General features: G+C 71.4%; 24 protein-coding genes. 8 read left to right on the plus strand and 16 right to left on the minus strand.

What is annotated here, in order from left to right; translation table 11 throughout:
* Positions 1–4: 4 nt before the first annotated feature.
* The 5 genes from OHB01_RS36380 to OHB01_RS36400 are packed head-to-tail and all read right to left on the minus strand — an operon-like array spanning position 5 to position 5074.
* Positions 5–967, minus strand: a complete 963-nt coding sequence (locus OHB01_RS36380) for an ADP-ribosylglycohydrolase family protein (RefSeq protein ID WP_142645269.1) — start codon at positions 965–967, stop codon at positions 5–7.
* Complete coding sequence (locus tag OHB01_RS36385) at positions 964–2277, minus strand: ABC transporter substrate-binding protein (protein WP_142645270.1); 1314 nt, start codon at positions 2275–2277, stop codon at positions 964–966. The genes OHB01_RS36380 and OHB01_RS36385 overlap by 4 nt, the downstream gene beginning before the upstream one ends.
* A gap of 31 nt (positions 2278–2308) precedes the next feature.
* The gene (locus tag OHB01_RS36390; RefSeq protein WP_142645271.1) at positions 2309–3127 is read right to left on the minus strand and encodes a carbohydrate ABC transporter permease; all 819 of its coding nucleotides are present in this window, start codon (positions 3125–3127) and stop codon (positions 2309–2311) included.
* 1 nt (position 3128) lies between these two features.
* Positions 3129–4034 (minus strand): carbohydrate ABC transporter permease, encoded by a 906-nt coding sequence (locus OHB01_RS36395; RefSeq protein ID WP_142645272.1) that lies wholly within the window; start codon positions 4032–4034, stop codon positions 3129–3131.
* On the minus strand, positions 4031–5074 hold the full coding sequence (locus OHB01_RS36400; protein ID WP_142645273.1) for a LacI family DNA-binding transcriptional regulator: 1044 nt from the start codon (positions 5072–5074) through the stop codon (positions 4031–4033). The genes OHB01_RS36395 and OHB01_RS36400 overlap by 4 nt, the downstream gene beginning before the upstream one ends.
* Positions 5075–5285: 211 nt before the next feature.
* On the opposite strand from OHB01_RS36400, the gene OHB01_RS36405 reads away from it, so the two are divergent.
* A complete protein-coding gene (locus tag OHB01_RS36405) occupies positions 5286–6161 on the plus strand; it encodes a sirohydrochlorin chelatase (protein WP_185948906.1) in 876 nt (291 codons plus the stop codon).
* On the opposite strand, the gene OHB01_RS36410 is transcribed toward OHB01_RS36405, so the two are convergent.
* The 4 genes from OHB01_RS36410 to OHB01_RS36425 form a co-directional block, all read right to left on the minus strand.
* Entirely contained in the window at positions 6158–6769 is a 612-nt protein-coding gene (locus tag OHB01_RS36410) for a TetR family transcriptional regulator (protein ID WP_142645274.1), read from the minus strand. The two genes, OHB01_RS36405 and OHB01_RS36410, sit on opposite strands and share 4 nt — an antisense overlap.
* A 1-nt stretch (position 6770) precedes the next feature.
* The gene (locus OHB01_RS36415) at positions 6771–7160 is read right to left on the minus strand and encodes a hypothetical protein (RefSeq protein WP_142645275.1); all 390 of its coding nucleotides are present in this window, start codon (positions 7158–7160) and stop codon (positions 6771–6773) included.
* A gap of 115 nt (positions 7161–7275) precedes the next feature.
* Positions 7276–7638, minus strand: coding sequence for a DUF2203 domain-containing protein (locus OHB01_RS36420; RefSeq protein ID WP_142645276.1), 363 nt, complete (start codon positions 7636–7638; stop codon positions 7276–7278).
* A 49-nt stretch (positions 7639–7687) separates the two neighbouring features.
* Complete coding sequence (locus OHB01_RS36425; protein ID WP_260617050.1) at positions 7688–8575, minus strand: helix-turn-helix transcriptional regulator; 888 nt, start codon at positions 8573–8575, stop codon at positions 7688–7690.
* Between the two features lie 103 nt (positions 8576–8678).
* On the opposite strand from OHB01_RS36425, the gene OHB01_RS36430 reads away from it, so the two are divergent.
* Positions 8679–10070, plus strand: a complete 1392-nt coding sequence (locus tag OHB01_RS36430) for an MFS transporter (RefSeq protein ID WP_328854600.1) — start codon at positions 8679–8681, stop codon at positions 10068–10070.
* Between the two features lie 30 nt (positions 10071–10100).
* Here OHB01_RS36430 and gdhA read toward each other — a convergent pair whose 3' ends face one another.
* Both gdhA and OHB01_RS36440 read right to left on the minus strand, forming a co-directional pair.
* On the minus strand, positions 10101–11444 hold the full coding sequence (gene gdhA / locus OHB01_RS36435) for an NADP-specific glutamate dehydrogenase (RefSeq protein WP_147945229.1): 1344 nt from the start codon (positions 11442–11444) through the stop codon (positions 10101–10103).
* 69 nt (positions 11445–11513) lie between these two features.
* Positions 11514–12446: a GNAT family N-acetyltransferase gene (locus tag OHB01_RS36440; protein ID WP_261986030.1), complete on the minus strand. Its 933-nt coding sequence runs from the start codon at positions 12444–12446 to the stop codon at positions 11514–11516.
* A gap of 241 nt (positions 12447–12687) precedes the next feature.
* On the opposite strand from OHB01_RS36440, the gene OHB01_RS36445 reads away from it, so the two are divergent.
* Entirely contained in the window at positions 12688–14556 is a 1869-nt protein-coding gene (locus tag OHB01_RS36445; RefSeq protein WP_328854601.1) for a PQQ-dependent sugar dehydrogenase, read from the plus strand.
* 325 nt (positions 14557–14881) lie between these two features.
* Positions 14882–16351 (plus strand): PQQ-dependent sugar dehydrogenase, encoded by a 1470-nt coding sequence (locus OHB01_RS36450; protein WP_142645279.1) that lies wholly within the window; start codon positions 14882–14884, stop codon positions 16349–16351.
* Between the two features lie 12 nt (positions 16352–16363).
* Here the strand turns inward: OHB01_RS36450 and OHB01_RS36455 are convergent, their stop codons facing one another.
* From OHB01_RS36455 to OHB01_RS36465, 3 genes are read right to left on the minus strand one after another with little or no spacing between them, the layout of a single operon-like run.
* Positions 16364–17137 (minus strand): thioesterase family protein, encoded by a 774-nt coding sequence (locus OHB01_RS36455; protein WP_168065585.1) that lies wholly within the window; start codon positions 17135–17137, stop codon positions 16364–16366.
* Positions 17138–17189: 52 nt separating this feature from the next.
* The gene (locus OHB01_RS36460) at positions 17190–17564 is read right to left on the minus strand and encodes a signal peptidase I (RefSeq protein WP_205829802.1); all 375 of its coding nucleotides are present in this window, start codon (positions 17562–17564) and stop codon (positions 17190–17192) included.
* 27 nt (positions 17565–17591) lie between these two features.
* On the minus strand, positions 17592–17768 hold the full coding sequence (locus tag OHB01_RS36465; RefSeq protein WP_168065587.1) for a HEAT repeat domain-containing protein: 177 nt from the start codon (positions 17766–17768) through the stop codon (positions 17592–17594).
* 181 nt (positions 17769–17949) lie between these two features.
* Here OHB01_RS36465 and OHB01_RS36470 point away from each other — a divergent pair, with 181 nt between their 5' ends.
* A complete protein-coding gene (locus tag OHB01_RS36470) occupies positions 17950–18924 on the plus strand; it encodes an aldo/keto reductase (RefSeq protein ID WP_147945233.1) in 975 nt (324 codons plus the stop codon).
* Positions 18925–19000: 76 nt separating this feature from the next.
* Here the strand turns inward: OHB01_RS36470 and OHB01_RS36475 are convergent, their stop codons facing one another.
* Positions 19001–20299 carry a TIGR04013 family B12-binding domain/radical SAM domain-containing protein gene (locus OHB01_RS36475; RefSeq protein ID WP_328854602.1) on the minus strand — a complete coding sequence of 433 codons (1299 nt, stop codon included), beginning with the start codon at positions 20297–20299 and terminating at the stop codon, positions 19001–19003.
* A gap of 644 nt (positions 20300–20943) precedes the next feature.
* Between OHB01_RS36475 and OHB01_RS36480 the strand changes: the two genes are divergently transcribed.
* Positions 20944–22449: an endo-1,4-beta-xylanase gene (locus OHB01_RS36480; RefSeq protein ID WP_142645284.1), complete on the plus strand. Its 1506-nt coding sequence runs from the start codon at positions 20944–20946 to the stop codon at positions 22447–22449.
* A 291-nt stretch (positions 22450–22740) separates the two neighbouring features.
* Here OHB01_RS36480 and OHB01_RS36485 read toward each other — a convergent pair whose 3' ends face one another.
* The gene (locus OHB01_RS36485) at positions 22741–23574 is read right to left on the minus strand and encodes an SAM-dependent methyltransferase (protein WP_142645285.1); all 834 of its coding nucleotides are present in this window, start codon (positions 23572–23574) and stop codon (positions 22741–22743) included.
* A gap of 439 nt (positions 23575–24013) precedes the next feature.
* Between OHB01_RS36485 and OHB01_RS36490 the strand changes: the two genes are divergently transcribed.
* Entirely contained in the window at positions 24014–24586 is a 573-nt protein-coding gene (locus OHB01_RS36490) for an N-acetyltransferase (protein ID WP_328854603.1), read from the plus strand.
* Between the two features lie 190 nt (positions 24587–24776).
* Complete coding sequence (locus tag OHB01_RS36495; protein WP_328854604.1) at positions 24777–25586, plus strand: alpha/beta hydrolase family protein; 810 nt, start codon at positions 24777–24779, stop codon at positions 25584–25586.
* Positions 25587–25588: the final 2 nt, after the last annotated feature.

Raw genomic sequence — 25588 nt, forward strand, 5'->3', positions numbered from 1 at the left:
GGTCCTACATTCCTTTCACGATCTCGTCGGCGACGTCGCGGATGTCCCGCCCGGCGACCACGGGCAGGCAGCGGCCCGCCACCGGGCCGATGCGCTCGGCCCAGCGGGCGGGCACCGCCGCCTCACCGCGGCCCGCCCCGGAGAGAGCGCCTGCGACGGCGGCGGTGGTGTCGGCGTCCCTGCCGAGGTTGGCGGCCGTAACGACCGACGCCTCGATCTCCCCGCCGCCCGCCACGTAGGCGGCGAACGCGAGGGCGACCGCCTCGGGCGCCAGGTCGGTCCACGGGTAGTGCTTGACCACGACCGTGTCGTGGAGCGTGCGGGCCAGGAGGGGGCGGGGCGTGCGGGCGGCGACGTCGAGCGCGGCGCGCAGGCTGCGTGCCGTCCAGGAGTCCTCCGGCACCGCCCGCAGCGCCGCCCCGGCCACCTCCTCGGGCGGGGCGCCGGTCATCGCGACCGCGACCGCCGCGGCCACCGCCCGGCCGCCGAGGATCCCCTCGCCGGTGTGGCTCACCCGCCCGTCGGTCTCCGCCAGCCGCGCCGCCTCGTCCGGGTCGCCCGCCGCGAAGATCCCGTACGGCGCGGCCCGCATGGCCAGGCCGTCGGACCAGCCGTGGGCGTGCCACCGGCCGGTCAGCGGCGGCTCAAGGCCGCGGCGCAGGGCCTCGACCGTGCCGAGCTCGGAGAACCCGGCGCCGCGCATCGGCCCGTCGAGCCGCGCGACGATCTCCTCGCGCCAGGCCCGCGCCACGTCCGCTGAGGTGAGCGCGTGACCGTGGCGCAGGAGCACGGTGGCGGCGAAGATCGTGTATTCGGTGTCGTCGGTGCCGCCGCGCTCGATCTCGGTGAGCACGCCCCACCGCGCGGCGATCTGTTCCGGAGAGAGGTTCTCCGCGGGGGCGCCCAGGGCGTCGCCGGCGGCGAGGCCGAGCAGACAACCCCGGGCGCGGTCACGTACGGAGGTCAACGGCTGTACCGCTCCAGCACCTTGTTCCCCTCCTCGACGAGCCGCTTGGCCAGCTCGTCGAGGCTGATCTTGTCGGCGAAGTACTCCTGCATCGCCGGCGTGGCCACCTTGCTCTTCCACTCGTCGAACCCGTTCACCTTGAGGAACGGCGCGACGACGAGGTCCTTGGCCGAGGCGGTGGCGACGTCCCACCCGTTCTCCTCCGTGGTGAGCGCCGAGATCTTCGCGGCGCTCGTGCTGGTGGGCAGCAGCCAGTCGCCCTTGGCCAGCTTCGCCTGGTTCGGGCCGTTGAGGAAGTACGCGATGAACTTCACCGCCTCGTCGGGGTGCTTGCTGTCGGCCGCGACCGACAGCGTCTGCGAGACCGCGCCCTGCTGGGAGGTCTGACCCTTAAGCGGCGGCAGCGTGACCCACTGGAACCCGTCCGGTGCCTGCTCGGCGACCTGCTGGCGCAGGTAAACCCCGGCCGGGACGATGGCGTACTTGCCGGCGAAGAAGCCCGGCAGCGGGTCGGCGGTGCCCATGCCCAGCGCCGACGGGTCGGCCGACTTGTCGGTGTAGAGCTGGTCGTGGATGCGCTGGAGCACCTCGCGCTCCTGCGGCCCGACCTTCACCGTGGTCTTGCCGTCCTGGGTGTCGAAGAACGTGCCGCCGAAGTTGAGCGCCAGGTTGAGCACCTTGTTGACCGGCGACTTCATCGGCCAGGCCACGCCGTACGTGCCCTTCTTGGTGAGCTTCTTCGACACGTCGGCGAACTCGTCCCACGTCCACGGCGAGTCCGGGGTGGGGATGCGCACACCGGCGTCGTCGAGCAGCTTCTTGTTGGCGATGAGCACCTGCGACTCCTGCAGGAACGGCACGCCGTACACGCCCTGGCCGCTCTTGCCGTCGGAGAAGGTGACCGTGTCCCACGCGGCCTGCGGGATGTCGCTCTGCAGCTCGGCGGGGATCTTGCCGGTGAGGTCGAGCAGGAAGCCCCGCGAGGCGAAGCTCGACAGCGCCGGGGAGTCGTCGTGGATGACGTCCGGCGGGTCGCCGGCCTCGAACGACGTCACGAGCTGGTCGTTGACGTTGTCCCAGCTCCCCTGGACGTACTCGACCTGGATGTTCGGGTTGGCCTTGTTCCAGTCGGCGACGATCTCCTTGTTGGCTTCGATCGACTCCTTCTGCCAGGCCAGGCTGAGGAAGCGCAGCTTCACCGGCTCCCCGGACGCGGCACCGCCGCCGTCCCCGCCGTCGCCGCCGCTTCCGCACGCGGCCGCCGCGAGCGCGACCGCCGCCACGGCCAGCGCGGCACCCAATCTCTTCATTGAGACCTCCTTATAAGGGTCGCCATGCGGATCAGCCCTTGACGGCCCCGGCCATCAGGCCGGACCGCAGGCGCCGCTGGATGATCGCGAAGAAGACGAGGCTCGGCACGGTCGCGAGCAGCGACGCCGCCGCCAGAGGGCCGAGCCGGGCGACACCTTCCGGGCCGACGAAGCGCACCAGCGTCAGCGGAAGGGTTTCCACCTCGGGATCCTTGAGGATCACGAGGGCGAACATGAACTCGTTCCAGGACGAGATGAAGCTGAACAACAGCGTCGCGACGACACCGGGGGCCAGCAGCGGCGCGACGACGGCGGCCAGCGCGCGCAGCCGCCCCGCGCCGTCCACCGACGCGGCCTCCTCCAGCTCGCGCGGCACCGCCCGCACGTATCCGCGCAGCATCCACAGCGCGAACGGCATGACGAACGTGACGTGCACGACCGTGAGCCCGGCGAGGGTGTTCACCAGCTCCAGCCGCCGCAGCACCATGAACAGCGGGATGATGATCAGAACGACCGGGAAGACCTGGCTGACCAGCACCCAGCCGATCGCGATCTTGCCGGCCACACCGCGGAAGCGGGCCAGCGCGTACGCCGCGGGCAGCGCGAGCGCCACCGTGATCAGCGCGGTGGCGACGGCGACGACGAGGCTGCGCAGCCCCGCGCCGACCAGGTCCTGCTCCGCGAAGGCGTCGGCGAAGTTGGCCAGCGTGGGCCGGCGCGGGATCCACGTGGGATCGAGGGCGGCCATCTCCTGCGGCGTCTTCAGTGCCGTGGACAGCAGCCACAGCAGCGGGAACGACAGGAAGGCGACATATCCCAGCAGGGCGAGATACTTCAGCGCGCGGGTCATGTCAGGCTCCCTCCCGTGCCTGCCGCCACAGGTACAGGCCGAGCACGGCCAGCACGACGATCGTGATCGCCACGCCGAGCGTCGCGGCGTAGCCGAAGAAGCCGTATCGGAACGCCTCCTCGTACGCGAACAGCATGGGCAGCCTCGTCCGCCCGCCCGGCCCGCCCTGGGTGAGCACGTAGACCAGGCTGAACTGGTTGATGTTCCACACGAAGTCGAGTGAGGTGATGGCCACGATCACGGGCCGCAGCTGCGGCAGCGTGACGTTCCAGAACCGCCGCCAGGTGCCCGCGCCGTCGACGCTGACCGCCTCGTAGAGCTCTCTGGGCACGTTCTGCAGGCCGGCGAGCAGCACGACCGTGGTCTGCGGCATGCCGGTCCAGACCCCCACGACGATGACGGCGGGCAGCGCGAGGGAGAAGTCGTGCAGCCAGTCGACGTTCGAGCCGAACAGGCCGTTGAGCAGGCCCGCGTCCGGATGGTAGACGAGCCGCCACATCAGGCCGACCACCACGGGCGGCATCGCCCACGGCACGACCGCCAGCACCCGGGCGACGCCGCGCAGGCGGAGGTCCTGGTTCAGCAGCAGCGCGAGCCCCAGCGAGGCGAGGAACTGCAGCACGGTCACCGACACGCCCCAGACCATGCCGATCCGGAACGACTCCCAGAAGTCGCCGTCCGACAGCAGCTCGGCGAAGTTCTCCAGGCCCACGAACGAGGTCACGGTGTTGCGGCCGGACCGCGCGTCGGTGAAGGCCAGCAGGATGCCGTAGACCAGCGGGCCCACGCTGAACAGCAGCACCGGCACGAGCGCGGGGAGCAGCAGTGTGAGCCCGCTCCCCGACAGGAGCCCACGTCGTGGCCCGCCTCCGGCGCGGCCGTACGGCCGCTCGGCGACCGCGGTCATCGGGCACCTCCCGGCGACGCCTGCGAAACAGTGGTGGAGCCCCGGATGGTGAGGCTCGGCCGCACGACCGCCACCCGCGGCCCGCGCGGGCCGTTCTGCAGCCGGTCGAGCAGCAGCCCGGCCGCCGCCCGGCCGCGCTCGGCCGACCCGAGCGAGACGCTGGTCAGCGTCGGCCAGGTCACCGAGGCGAGGTCGGTGTCGTCCATGCCGACCACCGCCACGTCGCCGGGGACGTCCCTGCCCTGCTCGCGCAGCACGTCGAGCGCGCCGAGCGCGATGAGGTCGTTGGCGCACATCAGCGCGTCCACGCCGGGCACGCGCGACAGCAGCGCCCGCGCGGCGCGCGCCCCGCTGTCGCGGTAGAAGTCGCCCACCTCGACGAGGTCCTCGTCGTACGGCAGGCCGAGCGCCTCCAGCGCCTCCCGGTAGGCGGCGGCGCGGGCGGCGCCGGGAACGGTGTCGAGCGGGCCGTTGAGGAAGCCGATGCGCCGCCTGCCGATGGTGTGCAGGTGGTCGAGCGCGAGCCGCACACCGGTCCTGGAGTCGGTGCGCACGTTGTCGACCAGCGCGCCCTCCGGCATGTCGTCCGGCAGCGCGCCGATGACGACGACGGGGGCGCGCGCGGCGACGATGGCCTCGACGTGCTCCTGGGTGACGCCGCGCAGCGGGCTGATGATGAGGCCGTCGACGTAGCGCTCGCGCAGGCCGCGCAGCACGTCGAGCTCGTCGTCGGTCTCGCCGTCGGTGGAGTGGATCAGGAGCCGGTAGCCGGCCGCCTTCAGCAGCGGCTGGATCTCGCGCACCATCGCCACGTAGACCGGGTTGCCGATGTCGGCCATCGCGAAGGCGATCTGGTCGGTGCGGCGGTTGCGGAGCGAGCGGGCGACCGAGTTGGGCACGTAGCCGAGTTCGTCGGCCGCGCGCATGACGCGCCGCACGGTGTCCTCGCGCGTGGGCAGCCCGTTAAGCACACGTGACACCGAGGCGATCGACACACCGGCGCGTTGCGCGATCGTGGTGATCGTGGGACCCTCGGTCAACGGAACCTCACTTGGGAGAATGTCCTGTAATCGTTTACTGGCCGGTAACGCACAGCGATCTGTAAACGTTTACGGCCGGATGAGTCCATATCAAACCGGGTCCTCTGGAGAGCGTCAAGTAACGAACGTGTAAACCATCTAGATCACCAAGCCGCAACAAGCCGCGCGTTGGTTCTGCTCTTCGACCAGATTCGCCCTAGAATCCGCCGATGTGAACGAAGGTCACGAGGACCCGCCGAAGCTCCCCACCAGAGAGCGCTCTCCGCGGTTTGGGGGCGGCCGCCACAGACGGCCCCTCCCCGCCGACCTGCCGCCTGACGCGCCTGCCCTGGTCCTGGCGGTGCCGGGCAAGGCCGGCGATCCGGTGGGCCCGGGCGGTGACGTGGCCATGGAGGTCGCCTCCATCGTCAGGATCGACAACCCGCAGATCGACCTTCGTATCGTCTCGCTGGCCGACGGCGGCGCCGACCTCACCAAGGAGTTCGCGTCCATCGCCGCCCAGCGACCGGCGGACGGACCGGCCGCGGTGGTCGTCCCGCTCGTCACCGGGCCCCATCCGCGCGTGCTGCGCGCCGTACGGGACGCCGTGACGCAGAGCGAGGCCGCGGTGCGGATCACCGAGCCGCTCGGCCCGCATCCGCTGCTGGCCGAGGCCCTGCACGTGCGCCTGGCCGAGGCGGGCCTGGCCCGCGCCGACCGGATGCGCCTGTTCAACGTCTCCTCGCCGGTCGACGGGATCATCGTCGCGACCGCCGGAGGCGACGAGGCCGCCCGCGGCGCGGACGCGACGGCCGTCCTGCTGGCCGCCCGCCTGACGCTGCCCGTCGTCCCCGCCGCGCTGGACGGCCAGCCGAGCGTGCGCGACGCCGCCGAGCGCCTGCGCAACATCGGCGCCAACCGGCTCGCCATGGTGCCGTACGTCATCGGTCCCGAGACCGACCTCGACCGGATCACGGCGGCCGCCGACTCGATCGGCGCCGGGTGCGCCGAGCCCCTCGGCGCGCACGAGTCCGTGGCCCGCATGGTGTGCGTGCGGTACGGCGCCGCCTTCGGCGGTTTCGACGGCTTCGACGACCTGTCGGACTAACCCCCGTCGCCCGCGCCGGCGGACTCCTCGGCGCGGGTCGCACGGTCGAACAGCTCGGCGAGCTCGTCCGCGCAGACGCCGGGATCGGCGCCCTCGACGACCCGTTCGGCCATCGCGTCGATGGACGCGCGCAGCGCCGCTCCCATCACCGTGCAGTCGAAGCTCCGGAAGGCCCCCGTACGCTGCCCGTCCTCGAACAGGGCCACGAGCCTGGCGATCGCGGCATCCCTCTCCCCGACTCCGACAGGGGCCTTGTTGAAGGCGATCTGCTGCACCGCGCGCACGTGCCCGGGGTTGCGGGCGACGAAGGCGAGGTTCGACCTGATGAACGCCTCCAGTTGAGCACGGGCTCCGTGCGCGGCCTGTATCGCCGGCCGCATGAAGGCCGCGGCGTCGGCGACGACCTGCTGGACGACGGCCTCGAACAGCCGGTCCTTGCTGGAGAAGTGGTAGGTGATCAGTCTCTTGCTGCTGAGCCCGGCGTGCTCGCAGATGGCCTCGAACGTGGTCTCCGCGTAGCCGCGCTCGGCGAGCACGGCGATCGCGGCCGAGGCGATCTGAGCTCTGCGCGCCTCGGTGGCCGCCTGACGGGTCCCAGGGCTTCTCATGTCACCTCAGCTTGCCATCCTTCGGATACGCCTCGCGCACCGTACGCCGGTTGACGATCAGTGCGACGGCGGCGACCAGGACGCCGACCACGCCCTGCTCCGCCTTCATCCACACCGGATAGCCGCTGTCGGGCGCGAGCAGGATGAGCACGATGCCGATGGGCGCGGCGATGCTGACGTAGCGGATGCGTACGTACGCGGTTCTCTTGCCACGCGCGGCCTGACCCGTCAGGGCGACGAGCCAGACGGACGCCGCGGCCACGGCCGCTCCGCGGAGCCAGACCACCCAGTCGCCGCCGATAACGGCGGCCACGCCGAGTGTCGCGATCGAGATGACGAGGACGGCGACGAAGAGCGTCCGCACGGCGGGCCAGCCCAGTTTGTTATCCACGCGGATAAAATTATTCGCATGGATAACGAGGGCGCAAGACCCGGCATGCTTTCAGAGGCGCAGGAGAAGACTGATCCGGGCACCGGCCTTCGTCGCGACCGGAGCGGCGGCGAGGTCAGGGAAGCGGGCGGCGGCCGGGGAAGCCGAGGTCGCTGCGGTGATACCAGCCGAGGGCGATCTCCCCCTCCAGCCAGCACAGCCGTACGGACACCTCACCGAGCACGGCGGGGAAGTCGACGAGCAGCGGGGCGACGCCCTTGATCTCGATGCCCTCGGCGTCGAACCAGGTCAGGATCTCGTCCATCCGCGCCTCCAGGCCCTTGGCCTCCGGCAGGCCGCCGAGGGGTGAGGTGCCCGCGTGCCGCAGGTCGTGGGTGAGCTCGGCCAGATCGGCGCGTACGGCGACGAACGCGCGGGCGTGCTCCAGCACCGCCGGCATCAGCGACCTGGCCTCGTCGACCGTGAAGATCCTCGCCACCCTCCGGACGCTACCGCATCACCCCCTGCCTGGCTCGCAGGCGGCGGCGTCACCCGCGGGCGGGCGTCCCATGCAGCGCGCAGTGGGCGACCTCCGGGTGGGCCGCCAGCCAGTCGATCCGCTGCCTGCTCTGCTCGTCCATCGGCGTGTAGACCACGACGCGGGTCTCCGGCGGCGCCGCCAGCGCCATGCTCGTGGACGTGAGGCGGATCAGGCCCACCGACGAGTGTTTGAACATCTTCACCCGGACGCCCGGCCTGGCCACCTCGTGCATCGCCCACATCCGGGCGAACTCCGGGCTGGCCGCCGACAGCCGGGCGACGAAACCCGTCCAGGCCGGATCTCCCAGGTGGCGGCCGAACGCGGCCCGCAGCGTGGCGACCATCTGCGGGAGCTCCTCGTCCTTGTTCACCAGCGGGCAGCAGCAGGCGGGCAGGGTGAACACCCGCCACAGGACGTTGCGTTCGAGCCGCGGCTGCTCGGCCACCGACGCGAAGAGCGTGCCGTACGCGGCGTTCCAGGCGAGCAGGTCGTAACGCCCGTTGTAGACGCACGCGGGCAGCGGGTCGAGCTGACGCAGGATCGTGTGCACCTCGGCGTCGAGGCCCTCCCCGTCGCCCGCCGGATCGGCGATCTCCGGCAGGTCCGCCAGCCGGTAGAGGTGCTCCCGTTCCGCCGCGTCGAGCCGCAGGGTGCGGGCGACGGCGTCGAGCACCTGCACGGACGCGTTGATGGGGCGGCCCTGCTCCAGCCACGTGTACCAGGTCACGCCCACGCCCGCGAGCTGGGCGACCTCCTCCCGCCGCAGGCCCGGCGTACGGCGGCGCAGGCCGGGCGGCAGTCCGACGTCCTCGGGCCTGATCCGCTCGCGCCTGCTCCGCAGGAAGGCCGCGAGCTCCTCACGCCTGCTGTTCCTGGTGCGCATCCCCGTCGTCACCTTCCCCATCCTCGCGGGCGGGCGACCGCGTTGCCAGGTGGTGTCAGTACCAGTATCCGCAGGCTCTCGTTACCGGTATCGCGGCGGCGGCATCGTTGCCGCCATGACCACTGTGACCACCCGCGCGCCGGCCGCGCGGCGAACATCGCCCGCCCTGCTGCTCGGCGTCATCCTGGCGGGGCAGTTCATGGCCGTCCTCGACGTCAGCATCGTCAACGTCGCCGCGCCCACGATGCGCACCGACCTCGGGGCGACCGGCTCCGGGCTGCAACTCGTCATCTCCGGATACACCGTGGTGTACGCCATGCTGCTGATCACCGGGGCGCGCCTCGGGGGCCTGATCGGCTATCGGCGGCTGTTCCTCACCGGGCTCGCCGTGTTCACGGCGGCGTCGCTGATGTGCGGGCTCGCCCCGTCGACCGGCGTGCTGATCGCCTTCCGGCTCGTGCAGGGCGCGGGAGCCGCCCTGATGGTGCCCCAGGTGCTCAGCCTGATCCAGGTCACCTTCGACGGCGCCTCACGGGGGCGGGCGCTCGGCGTCTACGCCACGGTCATCTCGACCGGCGCGGTCGTCGGGCAGGTGCTCGGCGGGCTGCTGGTGACCGCGGACCTGTTCGGCACGGCCTGGCGGCCGGTCTTCCTCGTCAACGTGCCGATCGGGCTCGCGCTGCTCGCCGTCGGCGCCCGGACGCTGCCCGCCGCGCACGTGCGGCGGGAGCAGGGCCTCGACGTGCCCGGCCTGGTCACCCTGTCGCTCGCCGTCTGCCTGCTGGTCGTGCCGCTCGTGCTCGGGCACGAGGAGCACTGGCCGCTGTGGGGGTGGATCGCGATGAGCCTGTCGGTTCTCGCGTTCTGCGCGTTCCTGGTCGTGGAGCGGCGCGCGGCGCATCCGCTCGTCCCCGGCCGCCTGCTGCGCGCCCCCGGGGTGGCCGCCGCCGCGTCCGGCATCTTCCTCGTGATGGCGGCCTACGGCGGCTGGCTGTTCGCCATGGCCCTCCACCTCCAGGGCGGTCTCGGCGACAGCGCCCTGCGGTCGGGCTGCCTGTTCATCCCCGCCGCCGGCGCCTTCGCGCTGACCAGCCTCAACTGGAAGCGGCTGCCGGCCCGCCTGCACCGGCCGGTGATCGTCGCGTCCGCCGTCGTCGCCGCCGCGGGCGAGCTGGCCCTGGCGGCGGCGCTGTCCGGCGGCGGCCACGGCGAGCCGCTGCTGGAGATCGGCTTCGCGGCCATCGGGGCCGGCATGGCGGGCGCGTTCAGCCCGCTCATGGCGGTGGCGCTGGCCCGGGTCGCGCCCGCCGACGCGGCCGACGCCAGCGGCCTGATGGCGATGATGCTCCAGCTCGGCCAGGTCGTCGGCGTGGCCGTCTTCGGCACGCTGTTCCTCAGCCTCGCCCCGTCGGCGCACGCCGCCACGGTGACCTCGCTGTGGCTGGCCGCGGTCTGCCTGGCCGCGGGCGGGTGCGCGCTGCCCCTCCTGCACCGCGACCGGGGATGACCACCCGGCGGACACATCCAAAGCTCAGATTCAGATGAGGCCGAGGGCGAGCATCGCGTCCGCGACCCTCCGGAAGCCGTCGATGTTCGCACCGGCCACGTAGTCGCCCGGCATGCCGTACGCGTCGGCGGTCTCCAGGCAGCGGGCGTGGATGTCGCCCATGATCTCCTGGAGCCGCCGCTCGGAGAACTCGAACGTCCACGAGTCGCGGCTGGCGTTCTGCTGCATCTCAAGGGCGCTGGTGGCCACGCCGCCCGCATTGGCGGCCTTGCCGGGGCCGAAGGCCACCCCGGCCTCCTGGAACACCCGGATGCCCTCGGGCGTGGTCGGCATGTTGGCGCCCTCGCCGACCGCGACGCATCCGCCCCGCACGAGCGTCTCGGCGTCCTTGCGGGTGATCTCGTTCTGCGTCGCCGACGGCAGCGCCACCTCGCAGGGCACCTCCCACACGCTGCGCCCGGCGACGTACGCCGCCTCGCCGCCGCGGCGCTCGGCGTACGCGCTGAGGCGGCGCCGCTCGACCTCCTTGACCTGCTTGAGGAGGTCGAGGTCGATGCCCTTCTCGTCCACCACATAGCCGGAGGAGTCGGAGCAGGCCACGACGACGCCGCCCAGCTCGCTCACCTTCTCGATGGCGTAGACGGCGACGTTGCCCGCGCCCGAGACGACCGTCCGCTTGCCGTCGAACGACGTGCCCCGGGCCTTGAGCATCTCCTCCACGAAGAACGCGCAGCCGTAGCCGGTGGCCTCGGTGCGCACCTGGGCGCCGCCGTACGCCAGGCCCTTGCCGGTGATCACGCCCGACTCGTACCGGTTGGTGATGCGCTTGTACTGGCCGAACAGGTAGCCGATCTCCCGTCCCCCGACGCCGATGTCCCCCGCAGGCACGTCGGTGTTCTCGCCCAGGTGCCGATAGAGCTCGGTCATGAAGCTCTGGCAGAAGCGCATGATCTCCCGGTCGGAACGGCCCTTCGGGTCGAAGTCCGAGCCGCCCTTGCCCGCGCCGATCGGCAGGCCGGTCAGGCTGTTCTTGAAGATCTGCTCGACCGCCAGGAACTTGATGATGCCGAGATAGACGGAGGGGTGGAAGCGCAGGCCGCCCTTGTAGGGCCCGAGCGCGCTGTTGAACTCGACCCGGAAGCCGCGGTTGATGTGCACCTCGCCCCGATCGTCCTCCCAGGGCACCCGGAAGATGATCTGGCGCTCCGGCTCGAAGATCCGCTCGATGATCTTCTGCTCCGCATACTCGGGGTGCTTGCCGAGCACCGGGCCGATGCTCTCCAGCACCTCGCGCACCGCCTGATGGAACTCGGTCTCACCGGGGTTTCGGCGCAGGACGTTGTCATAGACGCCCTCGAGCCTCTCGTGCAGCATCAACTCTCCTTGCTATCCGATTCCTCCCTATTTCACACTAGGCCCCTCATAGTTGTGAGCAACATGGTCTCAAGATCCGGGACGGACAAGGGCCCGCCAGACGTCGATGACGAGCACCGGGCGCATGCCGGCCGACCGATAGAGGCCGAGCGCGGGAGTGGTGTTGCCACCGTCGACGTGCAGGATCGTGCCCACCCGCCCGCGCCGCTCGTCGGCCTCGAAGGCACGCGTGAGCAGCAGCCGGCCGAGACCACGCCCGCGGAAGGCGGGCCGCACCGCCAGAGTGCGGACGTAGCCGCAGTTCTCGTCGGACACGAAGTGGTTCGTGCCGAGCAGCATGGCCGCCGGCTCGCCGTGGACCCGGGCCAGCAAGAGCTGCGTCCAGTCGTTCGCGCTGGACGCCTCCATCTCGTCGGCCCATTCCTCGAACGCCTTCGGCACGAAGCCGAAGTGCTCGGCGAAGCCCTCCTGCTGGACGGCGTGCGCGGCGCGCAGCACCCCCTCGTCGTCGGGCGAGCCGGTCTCGACCGTGACCCCCGGCAGGAACAGGGGCCGCACACCCGCATGGTCGGCGCGCATCCGCAGGAAGCCCGTCGCGGGCGCGAAGCCGCGCTCCTTGGCCATCTCGCGCATGGCCGTGTCCTGCTCGTAGACGCTGACGTCCACGACGGCGTGGTCGTGCCCGGCCTCGCGGGCGAGGTCGCCGGCCCGCCCGAGCACCAGGTCCCACACCAGGGCGGCCGCGCCGGGCTCGCGCGCCTGCACCTCGACGTCCACGTTGTCGCTCGTGCCCTTGCGCCGCGCGTGACCCCAGCCGAGGAGCCGCCCGCCCGAACGGACCACCCAGCTGTCGTGCTCCAGGTCGAGCTCGCCGAGGGTGTCGGCGACGTCGTCGAGTGTCCGGTCGGGCTTCCCGGTCACGTCGATGTCGTGCTCGGCGACCAGTTCGTGGATGGCCGCCGCGTCGGCGGCCGCCGGCCGCCGGATCTCGTAGTCGTTCACGCCGCCTTTTGTACGCATCGGGACTTGTGACCGGCTTGCCGCTGAATTGGGGACGCCTGGCAGACCAACCGCCGCGAAGCCTGAAAGTTTCCTCGCCCGGGCCCCGGCGGCGGACGAACGCGCAGGCCGGCGCGTGGGTCCGCGCGCGGGCCTACGCCGGGCGATTGCCAGGGGCGCGGCGAACGCTTTCGCTGGTTGACGAGCGACATGCGGACCCCGTCCCCTCCCCCGGGAGCACGTGATGCCCAAGCGTCTGTCCGCGGCACTCGCGGCCGTCCTCTGCGCCATGACCGCCGCCGCCGCGCTCGTCGTGACCCGGCCTGCCCCCGCGGGCGCCGCGGTCACCGGCGGATTCGACTTCACCAGGCCGCAGGTCGCCGTCACGGGGCTGCGGTCCCCGTGGGGCCTGGCCTTCCTGCCGGACCGCACCGCCCTCGTGACCGAACGCACCACGGCGCGGATCTGGCGGGTGTCTCCGGGATCCACCCCCGCCCTGGTGACCATCATCCCGAACGTGTACCCGGCGGGCGACGGCGGCCTTCTCGGCATCGCCCTGTCCCCTGCCTTCGTCCAGGACCAGACGGTCTACGTCTACTTCTCCACCTCCTCCGACAACCGCGTGGTCCGGTTCCACTGGAGCAACCCCAGCGCACAGCAGGTCGTCCTCGCCGGCATTCCCCGCGGCCTGACCGGCAACGGCGGGCGGATCGCGTTCGGCCCCGACGGCATGCTGTACGTCTCCACCGGCGACGCCGGAATCCCCGGCTATGCGCAGAGCTCGGGGAACCTGGCCGGAAAGATCCTGCGTATAAGGCCCGACGGCTCGATCCCACCGGACAACCCGTTCTCCGGCTCGCCCGTCTACAGCTACGGCCACCGCAACGTGCAGGGCCTCGCCTGGGACACCGGCGGCCGGATGTACGCCACCGAGTTCGGCGCGGACGCCTGGGACGAGCTCAACGCCATCGTCCCGGGAGGCAACTACGGCTGGCCGGTCTGCGAGGGCGTCTGCGGCGACCCGCGCGTGCGCGAACCGCTCGTGACCTGGCACCCGGCCGAGGCGTCGCCCAGCGGCCTCGCGTACGCCAACGGGATGCTCTTCGCCGCGGCCCTGCGCGGCACGCGGCTGTGGGCGGTGCCGGTCGCGGGCGGCAGCATCGTGGGCACCCCGGTGGTCGAGCTGCAGGGATGGTTCGGGCGGCTGCGCACCGTGGCCCTCGGCCCGGACGGCTGGCTCTGGGTGACGACGAGCAACTACGACAGCGGCGGGACCCCTGTCTCCAGCGACGACCGGATCATCCGGATCCCGCCCGTCGGCGACGCGTGGCCACCGTCGAGCCCGTCGCCCTCGGGCGGGCCCCCGCTGTCACCATCGCCCTCGGGCGGGCCCCCGCTGTCACCGTCGCCCTCGCCGTCGGGGGCCCCGTCGCCCTCGCCGTCCGGCGGTGCAGGCGGTGGCGGCGGTGCCGGCGGGCCGTGCCCCTCGCCTGCTCCTTCGCCGGTGGAGTCCCCCAGCCCGTCGCCGACTCCCAGCCCCTCGGCGTCCCCGTCGCCGAGCGCGTCCCCGTCGCCGAGCGCGTCCGCGTCGTCCAGCCCGTCACCGTCACCATCGGACTCTCCGAGCCCTTCCCCGAGCCCTTCCCCGAGCCCTTCCCCGACCCCGACCCCGTCGCCGAGTGCCTCACCGTGCCCCTCTCCGACGCCCAGCCCCTCACCATCGCCTTCCCCGTCTCCCAGTCCTTCTCCGTCTCCCAGTCCCTCGCCGTCTCCTTCACCATCTCCGAGCCCGTCGCCGTCGCCCAGTGCCCCGGGCACACGCTCGTGCGAGGCGACCGTCCGTTTCATCCCCTCGTGGGCGAGGCCCCCCTGGGGCGAGCTGACGGTGCGGAACACGGGAACGCTGCCCATCTCCTCGTGGATTGTCACCTTCACGGTCCCCAACGGCCTGACCTACGTGCTGGCGGCGAACGGCCGCATTCCGCCGGGAGGCCCGGCGATCTTCGCCTCGACCGGCCTGCTCATGCCGGGAGCGGCGGTGACGACGACGTTCGCGATCGGCTGGACCAATGGCAACGTCGAGGCGCCGGAGGTCACCTGCACGCCCACCTGACCCCTGTCCGTGCTCCCCGATGAGACAAGCGCTGACGAGCCGAGCGCTGACGAGCCGCGTGTGCGGGCCCGAACGGGTCCGCACACGCGCACACGGTCGCCGTGGGCGGCAGAGGCTGCCGGAAAACTTTCGTGATCCGTGAAATTTTCCTGGCCCTGACCGCCGTGCCGATGCGTGGCACACGCACAAGACGCTGGTCATGGGGAAACGGCGGGATCGTGACGTGCAAACGATCGCCCCGTTCGTCGCACGGTGATTGCACCGGGCCCAGGCGCCGCGTTCGATGGGGCACGAGCCGGATCCCGACGTCTGACCTGGAGCCCTGATGCCCAAGCGTCTCGCCGCGGCAGTCGCGACCACCCTCAGCGCCGTCACCGCCGCCGCACTCGTCGTGACCCAGCCGCTCCCCACGAGCGCGGCGACCGGCGGGTTCGACTTCACTCGCGCGCAGGTCGCCACGACCGGACTTCAGGTCCCCTGGGGCATCGCCTTCCTGCCGGACGGCAGCGCCCTCGTCTCCGAACGCGACACCGCCACCATCGCCCAGGTGCGTCCCGGATCGGCCCCGACGCGGGTGGTCACCGTCCCGAACGTTGCGCCGCAGGGTGAGGGCGGCCTGCTCGGCATCGCGGTCTCCCCCACCTACGCCCAGGACCAGTGGGTCTACGCCTACTTCAGCTCCGCGTCCGACAACCGGGTGGTCCGGTTCCGCCTCAACGCCCCGCAGACCCAGCAGGTGATCCTCTCCGGCATCCCCCACGCCCAGTTCCACAACGGCGGGCGCATCGCCTTCGGCCCGGACGGCATGCTGTACGTGACCACGGGAGACGCCGGCACCTCCGCCAACGCCCAGAACCTCAACAGCCCGGGCGGCAAGATCCTGCGGATGCGCCCCGACGGCACGGTCCCTGCGGACAACCCGATCTCCGGTTCCCGCGTTTACAGCTACGGCCACCGCAACGTCCAGGGCATCGCCTGGGACGAGAACGGCCGGCTGTACGCCACGGAGTTCGGCCAGAACACCTGGGACGAGATCAACTACATCCAGCCGGGCCGCAACTACGGCTGGCCGACCTGCGAGGGTGTGTGCAGCGACTCGCGCTTCACCAATCCCATCCAGACCTGGAGCACCTCCGAGTCCTCCCCGAGCGGTCTCGCGTACGCCAACGGCACGCTGTTCGCCGCGGCCCTGGGCGGCAAGCGGTTGTGGACCCTGCCGGTCGGCGCCGGCAGCAGGACGGGCAACGCGGCGGCCGAGTTCCAGGGGACGTACGGACGGCTGCGGATCGCGGCCGTGGGCCCGGACGGCTGGCTCTGGGTGGCGACGAGCAACCGCGACGGCAGAGGTGCCCCCACCGGCGACGACGACCGCATCATCCGCGTGCCGCCCGCGGGCGGGTCGTCGCCCAGCCCCTCGGCGTCACCCGGCCCCACGGTCTCGCCCAGCCCCACGGTCTCGCCCAGCGCCTCGCCGGCGGCAGGTAGGCGCGCGTGCTCCGCGGCGTACGAGATCTCCAACCAGTGGCCGGGCGGCTTCCAGGGCGGGCTGACGGTGCGCAATTCCGGAAGCGTGCCCATCTCCTCCTGGACGGTCACCTTCACCTTCCCCAACGGCCAGAGCATCACCCAGCTGTGGGGCGGCCGCTACACGCAGTCGGGATCCACGGTGACCGTCACCAACGAGTCCTGGAACGGCTCCCTCGAACCGGGCGCGGCCACGACGGCCGGCTTCACCGGAAGCTGGACAGGCGGCGCCAACGGAACCCCGGCGCCCGTCACCTGCACGGCGTCGTGACGCCCGCCCGAGTCAGCGTGGCCCGACGAACAGCGTCTGCGTGGCCGTGCCGACCTCACCGGACTGGTCGAACAGTGTGGTGCGGGTGAGGCCGCGGCCACGCGGACCGATCGTCGTGGCCGCGTCCAGGCAGATCCACTCCCCCTCCGGTGCGCGGAAGAGCGAGATGGCGAGGTCCACGTTGGCGAAAAGGTAGGCGTCGAAGTCCAGGACACCGCTGATGCCGTTGCCGCTGTCGGCGAACATCGCGAGCCGTTCCAACGGCGTGATCTCCGCACCGTCGACGAGCGGCACCCGCGCCCTGCCCCACGCGACCGCGGGCCCGGCCTCGTCCGGGGACCCCTTGACGAACCGCCAGTCCGTGGCCCTGCCATACCCGAAGCCCCGCGCGATCCACGACTCCGTGTCGGCCTGGGCCGGTGGCGGGACCGGCGCGGGCGGCGGTGCGGCACCGTTCGCCGGGCTCTCGGCCTCCCTGATGCGCCACGCGGTCGCCCTGACCAGCTCACGCCCGCCGGATGTGACGGACGCGCCGAGGCACTGCACGCGCCTGCCGTCCCTGATCACTTCGGCGCGCACCTCCACTTCCGCGACCGGGACAGGGGCGAACACGTCCACCGCCAGCCGGGCCAGGGGAAGGCCGGGGAAACGGCCCGGAAGGCGGTCGAGCTCGTGCACCAGCAGCGCGGTGACGGGGCCCATGTGCTGCTGCCGCGGATCCCACGGTCCCTGGGTGTGCTCCGTCGCCTGATACCGGCCCTGGCCGAGGGGGACGTACATCGCCATGGAACGAGATTCTAGAGACGGCTCCACGGGCCCCATCAGCCGCGGAGTCGTCCTACTCGGAGCCCGCGCCCGAGACCGCGTATCCCGGGATCGACGGCCACCGGACGGTGAGCACCACCGACTCCTCCTCGGCATACCAGGAGTGATCCACCCCGTGGCCCCACACCACGTAGTCGCCCTGTTTCTCCAGCACCACGCTCCGCCCGGGCAGCTCGACGCGGAAACGCCCGCTGATCAGCACGAGGAGCGCGGTGCGCCGCTCGCCGGTGACCCATTCCGCCCGCCGGTCACCCTGGGGATGCGCACACCACTTGATCTCGACCTCGTCGCTGTGCCGCACATCGCCCACGGGCTTGAAATGCCCCAGCAGCCACCCGCGGTCGGCGGGCCCGTCCAGATGCGCGTTCCCCACGTACACGTTCTCCATCACAGCCCCGCACGCTAGCGGAGCCGTTCACGACCCGCGGACGGGCCTGGGCGCGGTCCTGCGGTGAATCGGCCCGCCGGGGGCGTACCACCCCGCCTTCTTGCGTACGGCGGACGACGGGTCGTCGAGCATGGCGGTCAACTCGTCCAGCGCCTCTTCGACGAGCAGATGGTCGAGCAGCCTGCAGCATTGCTCGCGTACCACGGGACGAGGGGCCGGCCGCCGGCGAGTTCGCCCGCCGGATGCGCGACCTGACCACCCGGGCCCGGCGGCTCTCGCCCCGGCCGGTCGACTGCACCGCGCTGCGCTGGTGACGCTCCGATCCAGGCGTCCGGCGGGCACCCCGTCCCGCCAGGGGCGATGATGGGACAAATAGGGTGCTGTCATGGAGTATCGACGACTTGGCACCACCGGCATGAAGGTCAGCCGGATCTGTCTCGGCATGATGAGCTACGGCGACCCGGCCAAGCTGGGCGGCTGGGCCCTGGACGAGGAGCAGGCCGAGCCCATCGTGCGCAAGGCGGCCGAAGGCGGCGTGACCTTCTTCGACACCGCCGACGTCTACTCGGGAGGCGTCAGCGAGGAGGTCACCGGGCGGCTGCTGCGCAAGATCTTCGCTCGCCGCGACGACTATGTGCTGGCCACCAAGGTCTACTTCCCGATGGGCGAGGGCCGCAACGACTACGGCCTGTCCCGCAAGCACGTCATGTCGGCCATCGACGCCTCCCTCGCCCGCCTCGGCACCGACTACGTGGACCTGTACCAAATCCACCGCTGGGACGCCGAGACGCCGATCGAGGAGACCATGGAGGCGCTCCACGACATCGTTAAGGCCGGCAAGGCCCGCTACATCGGCGCCTCCAGCATGTGGGCGTGGCAGTTCGCCAAGGCCCAGCACACCGCGGACACGCACGGCTGGACCCGGTTCGTCTCGATGCAGAACCACTACAACCTGCTGCACCGCGAGGAGGAGCGGGAGATGATCCCGCAGTGCGTCGACCAGGGCGTGGGCCTCATCCCGTGGAGCCCGCTCGCGCGCGGCCTGCTCGCCCGCGCGGGCAGGAAGGCCGACACCGTGCGGCAGGTCGGCGACGGCGCCAGGCAGGAGCAGCTGTACGGCGGTCCCGCCGACGAGGCGATCCTGGAGCGGGTGGCGCGCACCGCCGAGGAGCGGGGCGTCTCCCCCGCGACCCTCTCCCTCGCGTGGCTGCTCAGCCGCCCGGGTGTCACCGCTCCGATCGTCGGCGCGACCAAGGAGCACCACGTGGACGACGCCCTCGCCGCGGTCGAGCTGAAGCTCACCGACGAGGAGATCGCCTTCCTCGAGGAGCCGTACCAGGCCCGGCCGCAGCGGTTCTGACCATGCGACCCCCCGATCGAGGCCTCCTCTCGCCGGGGCCCGGCAACGGCCCGGCGGGCGGGGGTCCGGGGTCTCCTCAGCCGCCGGTCGTGCGGCGGCGCCGGGCCCGGCGCGGGTAGGCCTTGGCCGTCTCGGCCAGCCGCGCCGCGTGCTCGGCCTGCTTGCGCCAGTGCCCGTACGCGTCGCCGCGCTGCGCGAGCCGGTCCAGCTCACGCATCGTCGCCAGCGGGATGAACGCGGGCTCGGCGTCCCGCCACGGCGTGCCGGGCAGCGGCATGAACGTGTGGGTGTGGATGCGCGCCCCGAGATCGGCGAGGTCGGCGGCGAGCCGCAGCGACGCGTCCTGGTCCTCCGGCGACTCGCCGGGCAGCCCGAAGATGAAGTCGACGTTCGGGCGGAAGCCGTGTTCCACGGCGATCCGTACGGCGTCGCGCACCGGCGCACTGCCATGACCGCGACCTGCCGCGGCCAGCACGCGGTCGGAGCCCGACTGCGCGCCGATGATGATGTTGTCGTTGGCCACGTAACGCTTGAGCAGCCGCATCGCCTCCGGCGTCACGTGCTCGGGACGGATCTCCGAGGGGAAACTGCCGAAGAACACCCGCCCGTTCGCCGGCAGCTCCTCTTTCACGCCCGCCAGCAGTTCCTCCACGGCGTCCAGCGCCGGCTCCGGCCCCTGCGTGCCGTACGAGAGTGAGGTAGGGGTGATGAAACGGACGTCCCGCAGGCCGTGGGCGGCCATCCGGCGGACGTGCTCGCGCACGCTGTCCACGCTGCGGTGCCGGAACCTGCCGCCGAACATGAAGGGCGTCTGACAGAAACGGCACGTGTAGGCGCAGCCCCTCGTGATCTCGATGGGCCCGAAGTGGCGGCGCCGGTCGGGGAAGGACGGGAAGGCGTCCAGCGGTAACTGCGGGGCCGGTGGCGTGCGCAGCGCCACACTGTCGCCGTCGCGCACCGCCAGCCCGGGCACGCCGGTGAGCGGCCGGTCCGCGCGCAGCGCCTCGACCAGCGCGACGATCGTCGGCTCCCCCTCGCCGATCGCGGCGAGGTCCCAGCCGGCGTCGATGACCTGCTGCGGCTCGGCGGTGGCGTGCACCCCTCCGGCGATGTGCAGGACGCGGGGGTCGTCGGCGAGGGCCCGCACGGTGGCCAGCTCGGCCGCCATCGCCTCGGCGTCCGGCGAGTAGAACGACCACAGGACCAGGATGCGGTCCGCGCGGCTGGCCGCGATGTGCTCCGCGGTCTCCTCGGGAGTGGTCCCGAGCCTCAGGTCGCACTCGGCCTTCGCCGTTTCGAGCGCGCCGAGCAGCGCGTTGACGCCGTACGTCACGGCCTTGCGATAGCGGACCACCACGGACACTTCCACGCTCACCCTGGCAGGGTAGTGCCATCGTCCCGTTCTCCCGCACCGGTGATCGCCGAGCGCGATACTCGCGCGCCGGCCGAGCATCTCCGGCTTTCGGCGGACGACCGGGCCGGCGGCGGAAGGCCGCGTCGCCGGTGACCATGGGCGCTCACAATGACTCTTCCGATCGGCTCTCCTCTCCATCAGGGTGCGTGGAGGTGGTGTGGGGCGGAGCCAATACGAGACGGAGAACCCTTGTCAAGGGTCTTGATACCGGGCCGCGTCACCACCGGGATCCGGGCGCGGCCCAACTGGGCGTTGTCGCGGCGACCCGGGAGACCGGCGAAAGGCCGGTCGTGAAACTTTCATCTAACCTTCCCGGCTGGCACACCAGGCTGCCGAAACTTTCAAAGCATAGATGCCGACCGCTTAACCGATTCCGCACCCCAGGAATGAGCAGGTCGTCCGAAAGTTTCTGGTAAAGCCTTGACAAGTTTCGGCGAGGTTTCCACACTGATCCTCCGAGGCGGTCCCCGGCCCCAAGTGGTGGTGCACGGCAGGGGGCCGCCGATCACGACGCCCCGGTGGTGTGCGCCCTCGAGCGACGAGGCGCGGCGTCGGTCTCACGGGAACCCCTCGCGTTCCCCCAGGTGATCTATGGAGGCTCAGACATGGGCGAAAACATCGTGCCGCCGCCCGGAACCCGGCTGCGCCGGGCTCTGGTCGCCGGCGCTGTCGGCGTACTCACCGCGGCCGCGGCCGCGGTGGCGGTGTCGGTGCCGGCTCCCGCCGGCGCGGCGGAGAGCACGCTGGCCGCGGCGGCCGCGCAGAGCGGCCGCTACTTCGGCACCGCCATCGCCAGCGGCAAGCTCGGCGACGGGAACTACACGAACATCGCGAACCGCGAGTTCAACATGATCACGGCCGAGAACGAGATGAAGATCGACGCGACTGAGCCGAACCAGGGTCAGTTCAACTTCACCAACGCCGACCGGATCTACAACTGGGCGACGCAGAACGGCAAGCAGGTGCGCGGGCACACGCTGGCCTGGCACTCCCAGCAGCCGGGCTGGATGCAGTCCCTCAGCGGCAGCGCGCTGCGCCAGGCGATGATCAACCACATCAACGGCGTGATGGCCCACTACAAGGGCAAGATCCCCTACTGGGACGTGGTCAACGAGGCCTACGACGACAACAACGGCGGCCGCCGCGACTCCAACCTGCAGCGCACCGGCAACGACTGGATCGAGGTCGCCTTCCGCACCGCCCGGGCGGCCGACCCGTCCGCCAAGCTCTGCTACAACGACTACAACATCGACAACTGGACCTGGGCCAAGACGCAGGGCGTCTACAACATGGTCCGCGACTTCAAGTCGCGTGGCGTGCCCATCGACTGTGTCGGCCTGCAGTCGCACTTCAACGGCCAGAGCCCGTACAACAGCAACTACCGCACCACCATCTCCCAGTTCGCCGCCCTCGGCGTGGACGTGGCCATCACCGAGCTGGACATCCAGGGCGGCTCGGCCCAGACCTACGCCAACGTCGTCAACGACTGCCTGGCCGTCCCCCGCTGCATCGGCATCACGGTGTGGGGCGTGCGTGACAGCGACTCGTGGCTCGGCGCGAACACCAGCCCGCTGCTGTTCGACAGCAACGGCAACAAGAAGGCCGCGTACAACTCGGTCCTGAACGCTCTCAACTCCGCCACGCCGACCACCTCGCCCAGCCCCGGCACCTCGCCGAGCCCCGGCACCTCGCCCAGCCCGGGCACCTCGCCGACCCCTGGTGGCGGCGGCAACGGGCAGATCAGGGGCGTCGCGTCCGGCCGCTGCCTCGACGTGCCGAACGCCAGCACCAACGATGGCGTCCAGCTCCAGATCTGGGACTGCCACGGCGGCAGCAACCAGCAGTGGACCTACACCTCCTCGCAGGAGCTCCGGGTCTACGGCAACAAGTGTCTTGACGCCGCGGGCACCGGCAACGGCGTCAAGGTCCAGATCTACTCCTGCTGGGGCGGCGACAACCAGAAGTGGCGCCTCAACTCCGACGGCTCCATCCAGGGCGTCCAGTCCGGGCTGTGCCTGGACGCCGTCGGACAGGGCACCGGCAACGGCACCCAGATCCAGCTGTACTCCTGCTGGGGCGGCAACAACCAGAAGTGGACCTTCACGCAGTAGGCATGACGGGTCCGGCCAGGCCGGCTCATCGCCCGTGTCAGGCGTGATGACCGGAGCCGGGACCACGGCCGCGGCGGCCACGACAGGCCGCCGCGGCACCGGGCCCGCCGGCCCGGACTCGCCGACGCGAGTCCGTCGGCCCCTGGCACCCCACTCACAGGGAATGGCCTCCGGTGCGCGCGCCGCACCGGAGGCCATGTGTGTTCCCGAACGTTTCCTCTCACCCAGGATCAGGTCCCCCAGGATCAGGTCCCCCAGGATCAGGTCACCCGGGATCAGGGCCGCCCGTGATCAGGGCTTGACCGCGAGGGCGCCGTAGGCCCAGGCGTGACCACCGGGGATCCGCTCCTGGGACTCGTCCGGCCGCCAGCGCACCACCTCGACCAGGCCCGGATCCTCCACCTTCCAGCCCTCGAAGAACCGCAGCACCTCGTCACGCGTACGCGGCACCATAGGCGCGGTGCTGTTGTCGTAGGGCTTGGTGAACTCCTCCTCGCGCACCTGCGGCGCGAAGTCGAGCGTGATGTGCGACAGCAGCAGGCGGCTGCCCGGCGGCACGGCCGCCTTGAACGCCTCGACCAGGCCGTACGGGTCCTCCTCGTCGGTGATGAAGTGCAGGACGCCCGCCAGGATGACGGCCACCGGACGGTCGAAGTCGATCACGGCCCGGACCTCCGGGTGGGACAGGATCGTCTCCGGCTGCCGCATGTCGGCCTCGATCACCGACGTCTTCCCCGTGGGGCCTCCGGTCAGCAGGGCGCGGCCGTGCACCAGGACGATGGGGTCGTTGTCCACGTACGCCACCCGGGCCTCGGGGTTGGCCTGCTGCGCGATCTCGTGGGTGTTGCCCTGCGTGGGGATGCCCGTGCCGATGTCGAGGAACTGTGTCATGCCGGCCTCGGCGGCGAGATGACGCACCCCCCGGCGGAGGAAGGCGCGGTGGGCGCGGACGCCCTCGCGAGTGCCCGGGGAAACCTTCAGAAGGTGTTCGGCCGCCTCGCGGTCCGCCGCGTAGTTGTCCTTGCCGCCCAGCAGATAGTCGTATATCCGGGCCGGATGCGGGACCTTGGTGTTGATTCGCGGGACGGGCCTGGCGACCGGCTCGGGGTCCGTCGGCTGTGGCATCTATGATCCTTTCTGTGCTCTCTCACGGCAGGAGGACCATGGGCGGCCGGACGGCCACGACGAGACGGTGGTCACTGCCCGCGAACCGCCATCGAAACTTTCCAAATATTTAATGCAAGTTTCGTAGAGACGGTATTCGTCTACCGCGATTCAGGTCAAGCCGGACAGCCGATCACCGCGCAATCGCAACGGTCCACAGCCGGCCGCGCCCTCGCCAGATCAAAACTTGCGACAATTTGCACGTATAGGACAAATATGAGTGGCGTGCGGGCGGCATTGCCTATGCCCGCTTTTGCGGGCAATTCGCGCCGACAGGACGAAACCGCGCTGTCCGCCCGGCATTCCCGCCGGCATCACCACTCGGCCCGTTCGCGCCCGGCTGCCGGACCCGCCCGTTAATACGTTGCGGAGTCGCGCGGGCGGGCGGGACGCTGAGCGGATGCTGATCCGACGGGAGAACCCCGGCGACGCCGAGGCCGTCCGCGCGGTCGTCGCCGCCGCCTTCGCGCCCTACGAAGCGGCCCGCAATTCCGGCCACCCCGGCGGGCTGCCGATGGAGGTGACGTTGCTCGACGCGCTGCGCACCGACTCCGGCTGGCTGCCGGAGCTGTCGCTCGTCGCACCGGCGACAGCGCCGACGATGTCAACGGCGTCACACGGTGGGATCGCGGGTCATGTCGTCTGCACGAGGGCCCATGTGGGCTCGGTGCCCGTGCTCGGGCTCGGTCCGCTGTCCGTGCACCCCGATCACCAGCGGCGGGGCATCGGCTCCGCTCTCGTGCACGCCGCGCTCGGGGCGGCCGAGGCGCTCGGCGCGCCGCTGGTCGGGCTGGTCGGCAGTCCCGCGTACTACTCGCGCTTCGGCTTCGAACCCGCGGAGGCGTACGGCGTGACGGCGCCGGACCCGGCGTGGGGCGAGTTCTTCCAGGTGCGGGTGTTCGAGCGGCCGGTCCCGCCGCCGCGTGGGCCCTTCGTCTACGCCAAGCCCTTCTCCACCATTGACGGCGGGTGATCGGTGTGGCACTCACCTGTTTGTGAAGACATTCGTGGCGTGGCTCGTCCTCGTCGTCATCGTGACCGGCTGCCAGAGCACCACCGAGTCCGCGGCGCCACCGCCCGCCCGTCCTCCGGCAGCGGCAACGGCCACAGCCACAGCCACAGCCACAGCCACAGCCACAGCCACGGTCGTCTCGCAGGAGGCCGTGGACGAGCGTACGGACCGGCTCGTGATCGACTCCCCGGCCGCGGGCGGGGAGCGCTCGGTGTGGGTGGTGAAGCCCGCGGCCTGGAAACCGGGCTCCACCGGCTGGCGCGCGCTCTACCTGCTGCACGGCTGCTGCGCCGGCGGCGCCTTCGACTGGCTCAGGACGGGCGAGGTCGCCCGGCTGACCGCTCGCCTCGACGCCGTCGTCATCGTCCCCGAGGGCGGCCCGATGGGCTGGTACGCCGACTGGCGCGACGGCCCCGGCTGGGAGACCTTCCACATGACCGAGGTGCCGCGCCTGGTCGAGCCGCGATACGGCGTGGGCACGCGCCGTGCGGTCGCCGGTTTCTCCATGGGCGGCCTCGGCGCGTTCGTCTACGCGGCCCGGCATCCGGGCATGTTCGAGGCGGCGGCGTCGTTCTCGGGGGTGCTCGACACGCGTGCCGACGTTTCCGGATATCGGTCGTTCATGGCAGGCAACGGCGTGGACACCGAGGACCTGTGGGGCGACCCGAGCGAATGGCCGGAGCACAATCCCGCCGACCTGGCCGGGCGGCTCAAGGGCGTGCGCCTCTACGCGTCCTCCGGCGACGGCGAGCCCGGCCCGCTCGACCACGGGGACGGGCCGGTCGACGGCACCGAGGCCGCGATCATGCGGCAGAACCGGAACTTCGCCAGGGCCGCGGAGAAGGCCGGGGTGAAGGTGACGACCGACTTCTACGGAAACGGCACCCACACCTGGCCATATTGGATCCGTTCGTTCGAACGTGCGCTCCCGCTTCTCCTGCCCCGAGACGGCCTACGCTGAGA

The organism is Microbispora hainanensis (assembly GCF_036186745.1).
Taxonomy (GTDB): domain Bacteria; phylum Actinomycetota; class Actinomycetes; order Streptosporangiales; family Streptosporangiaceae; genus Microbispora.

Excerpts from the sequence above, each read along its gene's own strand:
- OHB01_RS36490 (WP_328854603.1), top strand. The coding sequence starts at position 24,014 with ATGCTGATCCGACGGGAGAACCCCGGCGACGCCGAGGCCGTCCGCGCG.
- OHB01_RS36385 (WP_142645270.1), bottom strand. The coding sequence starts at position 2,277 with ATGAAGAGATTGGGTGCCGCGCTGGCCGTGGCGGCGGTCGCGCTCGCG.
- OHB01_RS36485 (WP_142645285.1), bottom strand. The coding sequence starts at position 23,574 with ATGCCACAGCCGACGGACCCCGAGCCGGTCGCCAGGCCCGTCCCGCGA.
- OHB01_RS36390 (WP_142645271.1), bottom strand. The coding sequence starts at position 3,127 with ATGACCCGCGCGCTGAAGTATCTCGCCCTGCTGGGATATGTCGCCTTC.
- OHB01_RS36445 (WP_328854601.1), top strand. The coding sequence starts at position 12,688 with ATGCCCAAGCGTCTGTCCGCGGCACTCGCGGCCGTCCTCTGCGCCATG.
- OHB01_RS36410 (WP_142645274.1), bottom strand. The coding sequence starts at position 6,769 with ATGAGAAGCCCTGGGACCCGTCAGGCGGCCACCGAGGCGCGCAGAGCT.
- gdhA (WP_147945229.1), bottom strand. The coding sequence starts at position 11,444 with ATGCTGCACGAGAGGCTCGAGGGCGTCTATGACAACGTCCTGCGCCGA.
- OHB01_RS36460 (WP_205829802.1), bottom strand. The coding sequence starts at position 17,564 with ATGGAGAACGTGTACGTGGGGAACGCGCATCTGGACGGGCCCGCCGAC.
- OHB01_RS36470 (WP_147945233.1), top strand. The coding sequence starts at position 17,950 with ATGGAGTATCGACGACTTGGCACCACCGGCATGAAGGTCAGCCGGATC.
- OHB01_RS36455 (WP_168065585.1), bottom strand. The coding sequence starts at position 17,137 with ATGGCGATGTACGTCCCCCTCGGCCAGGGCCGGTATCAGGCGACGGAG.
- OHB01_RS36450 (WP_142645279.1), top strand. The coding sequence starts at position 14,882 with ATGCCCAAGCGTCTCGCCGCGGCAGTCGCGACCACCCTCAGCGCCGTC.
- OHB01_RS36430 (WP_328854600.1), top strand. The coding sequence starts at position 8,679 with ATGACCACTGTGACCACCCGCGCGCCGGCCGCGCGGCGAACATCGCCC.
- OHB01_RS36480 (WP_142645284.1), top strand. The coding sequence starts at position 20,944 with ATGGGCGAAAACATCGTGCCGCCGCCCGGAACCCGGCTGCGCCGGGCT.
- OHB01_RS36395 (WP_142645272.1), bottom strand. The coding sequence starts at position 4,034 with ATGACCGCGGTCGCCGAGCGGCCGTACGGCCGCGCCGGAGGCGGGCCA.